Origin of the sequence: Sphingomonas sp., from assembly GCF_035490575.1 — a bacterium.
In the GTDB taxonomy this organism is placed as follows: Bacteria; Pseudomonadota; Alphaproteobacteria; order Sphingomonadales; family Sphingomonadaceae; genus Sphingomonas.
In genome coordinates, this window is sequence record NZ_DATJLI010000091.1 from 1 (window position 1) to 7,048 (window position 7,048).

A 7,048-nucleotide genomic window follows, 5' to 3' on the forward strand; every position below is an offset into this window, starting at 1 on the left:
CGCCCAGCGGGGCACAATCACGGTATCCAGCATCGTGCCCGTATCCTGCCCTGGCGCATCGGCGGGAGCGGCGCTCAGGGTCTTGGCAGGGCGCGCCAGCGCATCCGGGTCGCCCGCCGCTTTGGCATCCCTCAGGGCCGCTGTGAGGTAGGCAATCCGGTCACGGGCAAGCCCAAGGTCAAACTCCTTGTCGCTCAGCAGGTCTTTGACCGCAGCTTCATGCGGGGTCAGGTCGCGGGTGGTAAAGCGCATACGGCTGCGCCAATACCGGCGCTCATCCTCGCGAGCTTCCTGCCGGGCCTCTTGCTCTGCAAGCTCGCTAGCGGCGATTTCGTCGGCCTCCAGGCTGCGTTCCTGCATCGCCCACTCCGCAGCAGCCGCCGCCGCATTGTGCGGCTGTGCGGGCTTCTCCGGGGCGCTGGGGGGCATCCTGCGCGCCGCAGCCAAAGCACGGTCAGTCTCGATGGTGTGCGCCGGGATGCGCCGCTTGGCCTCGTCCCGGTCCTTGGTGCGTAGGGACAGCATGAACTCTGCCCGGCCACCGAACGCGGGCCGCAACTCAGCCGGGATAGCGCGGCGGAAATAGTAGGTCGATCCGCGCTTGGCGAGGTACGTACACATGGCTTTGGCTTCCTATTACAAATGTAACAGTCGCCTGTAAAAAGCCTAGGTTTTCTGCCGATTTAGCCGGATTTCAACGGCTTATGGCGGCTGGTGGAGCTGAGGGGAATCGAACCCCTGACCTCTGCAGTGCGATTGCAGCGCTCTCCCATCTGAGCTACAGCCCCGCCGCCGTGCCCGGCCGCTTTCGCCGCCGGAAGGCCGCCCCTCTAGCGTCACATTTCAGCCGATGCAACGCCCAACGCGGCACGCTGGATCGCGGCATTTGCGCGACAGCCGCCGGAACATAAGCGCGCGCCGATCCTTGAACCCGAAGCAGTCATCGCGCTTCTGCGATGTCACTGCCCTGCAACGAAAATCCCAGGAGGATCGAGATGGGCTACGAACGCAATCAACGAGGCGGGTGGCGCAACGACGACGATCGCGATTTCGGTTATGGCGCCGGTCGCGACGATTATTCCAGCGCGCGCGATTACGCCGCCGCGGGCCAATATGGCGATCGCGGACACCATGGCGAGCATGAACGCGGCTATGAGCAGCACCATGAACGCGGCAACTATGGCGCGCGCGGCTATCACGACGATGATGGCGGCCAGCGGTTTGCACGCGGCTATGGCGATCGCGAGCGCGGCTATTCGGTTCGCGAGGGCGGCTATGGCCGGCCCGGCGCTCAGGGTCAGGGCAGCCGTTATGCCTCGCCCTATCAGCGGCAGGGTGGCTATCCCGGCGGCGACCGTGCGCGGCGCGGCTATACGGGCCAGCCACAGGGCTATGACTATGACGATCGCGACTTTTTCAGCCGGGCGGGTGATGAGGTGCGATCATGGTTCGGCGATGACGAGGCCGAGCGTCGCCGCGAAATGGATCGCCGTTATGACGAACGGTATGAAAACGACCGCGACGCCCATTATTCAAGCTGGCGCCGTCAGCGTATCAACGAACTCGACCGCGATTATGACGAATATCGCCGCGAAAACGCGACGAAGTTCGAGAACGAGTTCAACAGCTTCCGCACCGAACGCCAGGGCCAGCGCAGCGCATTGTCCAAGGTCGAGGAGCATATGGAAGTCATCGGTTCGGACGGCGAGCATGTCGGCACCGTCGACAAGGTGCGCGGCGACCGCATCATCCTGACCAAAAACGATGTCGATGCCGGTGGCCGGCACCATTCGATCCCCTCGCGATGGATTGAAACGGTCGAGGAAAAGGTGCGTATCCGCAAAACCGCGCAGCAAGCCAAGCATGAATGGCGCGATGAAGAACGCAATCAGGCGATGTTCGGCGACAATCAGCGCACCGGCTATGCCAGCCGCACCGACAGCGACGACGACAATATGGGCGGTCGCGAATCGAACAGGCGCTATTCAGGCACTTACTGAACTGCCGCGCCGGAGAATGAAGGGTCGGGCTTCGCGCCCGGCCCCTTTTTTCCTGGTCACCCCCGGATCAGGCCCTGTGGCAGAACGGCCTTGCTGCTGGCGGGGAACAGCGCCGGCAGCACGCGTTCTGCGTCCAGCGCGAAATGGGCGGCGATTGCCGATGCGACGACCGCGTTGACATCGCCCGTGGGCTTCAGGTCGCGGCCGTCATGCAGCGCCGCATCGCTCAGCCCCGGCCAGTCAGCCACGACGCGCCCGCCCGCGACCGTGCCGCCCGCCAGCATCGCCGCCGATGCCGTGCCATGATCGGTGCCGCCAGTGCCATTCACGCGCACCGTCCGGCCGAATTCGGTCGCGACGATAACCAGTGTGTTCTGCCACACCCGGCCCAACCCGGTGCGAAGCGTGGCGATCATCGCGTCCAGCCCCTTCAATTGCGCGGCCAGCCGTCCGGTCTGTCCGGCATGGGTATCCCAGCCGCCGGTTTCGATCATCGCGATCCGTGCGCCACTGGCGGGCGCAATCAACCGCGCGGCCAGCGCGCCGGTGGCGGCGGCATTGCGTCCCTGGTCGGCGGTCAGATCGGCGGTCAGCGCCCGCGTCGCCGTTGCCTGTGCCCATAATGCATGGAGTTGCTCATCTCCCGCGTAAAGCCGGGTCACGCGCGCGATCAGGTCGTCATCGGCATCGGGCAGGGCCGAAGGCGCATAGCTGGCGACGTCCGCCCGCCCGCGCAGTGCCATCGGCACCGTCGCCGCAACCGCGATGGCGCGTGCCTCGTCCGGCGGCAGCAGCGCCAGCAGCCGGTTCAGCCAGCCATCCTTGATGGCATAGGGTTGCGCGCTGCCCGTCTCCAGCGCGTTCTGGCCGTCGAAATGCGAACGCTCGCGATAGGGTGAGGCGACCGCGTGGACGAACAGCGCCTCCTTGGCGGCATAGCGCGCCGCCATCTCTGCCATCGCCGGATGCAGCGCAAAGGTCGAATCGAGCCGCCCTGCATCGGCAAAGGGTTCGGCCAGCACGCCGCGCTGGCGCACGAAATCGGGGTCGCCAATCGGCGCGACGGTGCCCAGCCCGTCGGCGGCGCCGCGCTGCAGGATGAACACCAGCCGCCGGTCGGTCGCGGCGCGGGCAAAGGCCATATGCGGCGCGGCACCCAGCGCCAGACCGGCAGCGACAAAGGTTCGACGGTCAATCATCGGATCACCTCCGCAAGAAATCAGGGGATGAGAGCAACAGGGCCAGCGCCTGCGGCGGGCTTTCGGCGCTTGCGATGGCCTGGGCCGTGGCGGGTTCGGGACCGCCGGGGAAAATCCGCGCGGCGAGTTCGCGAGCATCGATGTTGGCGGCTTGCGCGCGCGCTGCCAGTCGGCCTGCCGCCTCGACGCGCCGCATCAATGCATCGGGCGCGGCCCAGCTGGCGTCGCTGTCATCATATCCGGCGGGCGAACCGGGTCGCCAGACGGGCTGCCCCAGTTGCTGCTGCAAACCCGTCAATGCCGGTCCGGGCATCTCGCGCGCCCCGGTCGCGCGCAACGCGGCGATCGTCCAGTCCCACGGGCTGCGAAACCGGACGGGCGCCGCGCCCCATGCCTCTGGCGAGGCGATGATCGCGCGGTAGACGGTGGGCAGATCGCCATCCGAATCGAGGAAGGCGCGCTCGACCCGCGCGACCATCGCGGCAGGCACCGTATCGCCCGCGAAATGGCGTGTCAGCTTGGTCGCGGCATGGCGTGCCGCGGCGGGGTGACGCGCCAGGTCATCGAGGATCGCGCGCCCCTGCTCCACACCGCCGGACGGGTATCTCTTGCCCAGCACCCGCCGCTCGCCGGGTTCGTGCAGGCGCGGCGTAAAATGGAATGCGCCAGGCGCTCCCCCGCGCGCGGCCGCGGGACCCAGGCCGCCGACCGTCCAGCCGGTGATCGCGCGCGCGAACTCGGTCACATCGGCCTGCGAATAGCCGCTGCGAACGCCCAGCGTGTGCAGCTCCATGATCTCGCGCGCCAGATTTTCGTTCAGGCCGCGCGCGCGACCGCGACTGGCCGCCATCCGCGCCGCCGGGCTGCCCGGTCCAACCGATTGCGCCTGATCGAGGAACAGCAGCATCGCGGGATGACGCTCCACCGCGTGCAGCATGTCGGCGAACCGGCCCAGCACATGCGGGCGGATCGCCTCGAACTCGAACGCGCCGGCCAGCGCGATCATGCGCTGCTTGTCGGCCGAAACCGCGAAATGATTGGCCCAGAAATGCACCAGCCGCTCGACAAAGGGCGCCTCGCTGACAAGCGCAGCGGCTCCGCGCGCGCCGACCGCCTGCATCAGATACTGGCGCGATGCCGCGCCCACGGCGTTACCCGCCGCCTGCGGCGCCGGCTGACCCGCCTTGCGCGCCGCGCGACGGTCGCGGCGGACCATCCGGCGTTCGTTCAACAGGCCGAATATGTCGGTCGCGATCGCCTGCGACCCCGGTAGCGCGGCGATCGGCGTCGGGCGCGGTTGATACCGGGCGAATTGCGCCATCAGCCAGTCGCGCGGATTGGCGGGCGGGGTCTCCTCAGCGCGCGGACCAAGGCCGAAGCGATGCCACGCAATCCATGTCAATTCCTTTGTCATGGATGCACCATGGCGCACGCATGTCGTAAAAGTCTGTCATCGCAACCGCTTGGCGCGCAGAGCGGGCGCTTGGACGATTGCGTGAGGCGCAATCGCGATCACGGGCTTTGCGATTGCCGCCATTGCTGCATCGCAACATAATCGCACAAACAGAAACGACCGGGATGCCGATCAGGCTCTTTCAGGGCTTTCGCCAGAGGAGACAGATCGTGACCAAGATGCTTTTCGCCGCCGCCGCTGCCGCCGCCGCCGTTTTCGCTGCCCCTGCCATGGCCGAGGAAACCGTGTTCAGCCGTGATGGTCAGACCTATGCCTACACCAGCAAGGTGAAGGGCGACACGACCATCATCGAGGGTCGCGCGCTGCCGCAGAACACCCCGTTCGAACTGACCGTCCGTGGGCGCGTCGCATCGGGCCGGGTCGATGGCCGCCCGGTCAGCTTCCGCATCGCCAAGCCGCTGACGCCCGTCAAGGTTGCCAGCCGCGGCACCGAAGTCGCCGGCAACTGAACCGACGCACCAATGTTTTGAGGAAGGGGCGGCCATCGGTCGCCCCTTTTTCGTTCAGAACCCGTCGGGCAGGACGATCGGTCCCACATGCTCGCGATACCGGCTGACGGCATAGCGGTCGGTCATGCCGGCAATGAAATCGGCAATGTGGCGCGCCCGCGCGGGTTCTTCGCCCGGCAATGTCTCACGCCACCCACCGGGCAAGCGGCGCGGATCGTCGGCATAGGCCGCGAACAGCCCAGCGACCACGGTGCGCGCCATTTCCGCCGCCTCCAACTGGCGCGGATGATGGTAAAGCTCGGCATACATGAAACGCTTCAGCGCCCGTTCGGCATCGCGCATCGGCGCGGAAAAACAGGCAAGGCACTGCCCCGCCGCGCGCACATCTTCCACCGTTTCGATCCGCCCCTCGGTGAGCAGGGCGCGCGTGTTGGCGATCAGATCGTTGACCATGGCCCCGATCTGCGACCGGATCAATTCGCCGATCAGCCGTTCGGGCGGGCAATCGGCGAACCGCGCACGCACCGCGTCCCACCCCTGCGCCACCACCGGCACCGACAGGATGGCGTCCAGCGACAACAGCCCAGCGCGCAGTCCGTCGTCGATATCGTGATTGTCATAGGCGATATCGTCGGCAATCGCCGCCACCTGCGCCTCAAGCGAGGAATAGCGCGCTAGGTCGAGCGGAAAGGCGGCATCGGCCTCCGCCAACGCCCATTGCGGATGGACGACGGGACCATTGTGTTTGGCCAGCCCCTCCAGCGTCTCCCAGCCAAGGTTCAACCCACGCCAGCGCGGATAGGGGCTTTCCAGCCACATCAGCGCGCGCAGCGTATGGCCGTTGTGATCGAAGCCGCCATGGTCGGCCAGCGCCGCCTTCAGCGCGTCTTCCCCGGCATGGCCGAACGGCGGGTGGCCGATGTCATGCGCCAGGCACAGCGCCTCGGTCAGATCCTCGTTCAGACCCAATGTGCGCGCGATGACGCGGCCGATCTGCGCGACTTCCAGGCTGTGGGTCAGCCGGACGCGGAAATGGTCGCCGTCGGGCGCCATGAAAACCTGCGTCTTGTGGCGCAGCCGCCGGAAGCTGATCGAATGGACAATGCGGTCGCGGTCGCGCTGGAACGCGTCGCGCGGGCCGCGTTCGGCGCCCCCATCAGGGCGCGGCTCGACATGCAGACGGCCCCGGCTGTTCGCCGGATCGGAAGCCCAGCGGGCGCGCACGGTCATCTGGCGGGCAGCCTCGTGACCTTCTGCCCCGCCTCGCTTTCGAACGTGAAGGCCGACAAACCGCCCGCCGCCAGCTTGTTGACGAATGCCTGTGCCTCATCATCCGTTTTGAACGGCCCGGTCAGCAGCCGGTTGGTGAAGCGCAGCGGCGTGGTCCACGCCTGTCGCCCTTTCAGCGCGGATGACTTGGCGACCAGTGCGTTCCACGCCTTGGGCAGGTCGTTCACATTCGCGCCACCCGCAACCTGAACCCACCAGCGCGCCGGTTCGGCGGGTTTCTTCGGCTCGACCTTCTTGGGTTGGGCCTTTTTGGCTTCGGCCTTTTTGGGCTTCGGCCGGGTGACCTCGACCGGCTTTTCCTCGACCTTCGTCTCGGCGACAGGCTCGGGCTGCGGCGGGGGTTCGGGCGGCGGCGCCGGTGGCGGACCGACGCCCAGTTCGGCCGCGGGAATCGCGATGTTGCCGACGATTGCGGCCAGCACGGGATTTACCGGCGGACTTGCCGCAGCCGTGCTGGCGGGCGACGGCGCGGCCGTTGTTGGAACTTGTGCCGTTGCGACGGGCGCGGATCGAACCGAAACGGCATCCGGCACGCGCGCGGTCGCCGACGCGACAGGCGTAGGCGTAGGCGTAGGCGTAGGCGTAGGCGTAGGCGTAGGCGTAGGCGTAGGCGTAGGCGTAGGCGTAGGCGTAGGC

Annotated in this window: 7 protein-coding genes and 1 tRNA gene; 2 read left to right on the forward strand and 6 right to left on the reverse strand. The window is 67.2% G+C overall.

Annotated features, from left to right (window positions below):
* Both VL973_RS07015 and VL973_RS07020 read right to left on the reverse strand, forming a co-directional pair.
* Positions 1–621 (reverse strand): DUF6538 domain-containing protein (locus tag VL973_RS07015; protein WP_325283314.1); only part of this gene is annotated, 621 nt, incomplete at its 3' end.
* A 91-nt stretch (positions 622–712) separates the two neighbouring features.
* Positions 713–788 (reverse strand) — tRNA-Ala (locus VL973_RS07020).
* Between the two features lie 207 nt (positions 789–995).
* On the opposite strand from VL973_RS07020, the gene VL973_RS07025 reads away from it, so the two are divergent.
* Positions 996–2,000 (forward strand): DUF2171 domain-containing protein, encoded by a 1,005-nt coding sequence (locus VL973_RS07025; protein WP_325283315.1) that lies wholly within the window; start codon positions 996–998, stop codon positions 1,998–2,000.
* A 56-nt stretch (positions 2,001–2,056) separates the two neighbouring features.
* Here VL973_RS07025 and VL973_RS07030 read toward each other — a convergent pair whose 3' ends face one another.
* Positions 2,057–3,199, reverse strand: a complete 1,143-nt coding sequence (locus tag VL973_RS07030) for a DUF1501 domain-containing protein (RefSeq protein WP_325283316.1) — start codon at positions 3,197–3,199, stop codon at positions 2,057–2,059.
* A gap of 4 nt (positions 3,200–3,203) precedes the next feature.
* The gene (locus VL973_RS07035) at positions 3,204–4,613 is read right to left on the reverse strand and encodes a DUF1800 domain-containing protein (protein WP_325283317.1); all 1,410 of its coding nucleotides are present in this window, start codon (positions 4,611–4,613) and stop codon (positions 3,204–3,206) included.
* Positions 4,614–4,822: 209 nt separating this feature from the next.
* Here VL973_RS07035 and VL973_RS07040 point away from each other — a divergent pair, with 209 nt between their 5' ends.
* The gene (locus tag VL973_RS07040; protein WP_414712208.1) at positions 4,823–5,122 is read left to right on the forward strand and encodes a hypothetical protein; all 300 of its coding nucleotides are present in this window, start codon (positions 4,823–4,825) and stop codon (positions 5,120–5,122) included.
* Between the two features lie 54 nt (positions 5,123–5,176).
* Here VL973_RS07040 and VL973_RS07045 read toward each other — a convergent pair whose 3' ends face one another.
* Together VL973_RS07045 and VL973_RS07050 are read right to left on the reverse strand one after the other, a co-directional pair.
* Positions 5,177–6,352: a deoxyguanosinetriphosphate triphosphohydrolase gene (locus VL973_RS07045; protein WP_325283318.1), complete on the reverse strand. Its 1,176-nt coding sequence runs from the start codon at positions 6,350–6,352 to the stop codon at positions 5,177–5,179.
* Complete coding sequence (locus VL973_RS07050) at positions 6,349–6,834, reverse strand: SPOR domain-containing protein (protein WP_325283319.1); 486 nt, start codon at positions 6,832–6,834, stop codon at positions 6,349–6,351. Before VL973_RS07050 ends, VL973_RS07045 begins: the two co-directional genes overlap by 4 nt.
* Positions 6,835–7,048: the final 214 nt, after the last annotated feature.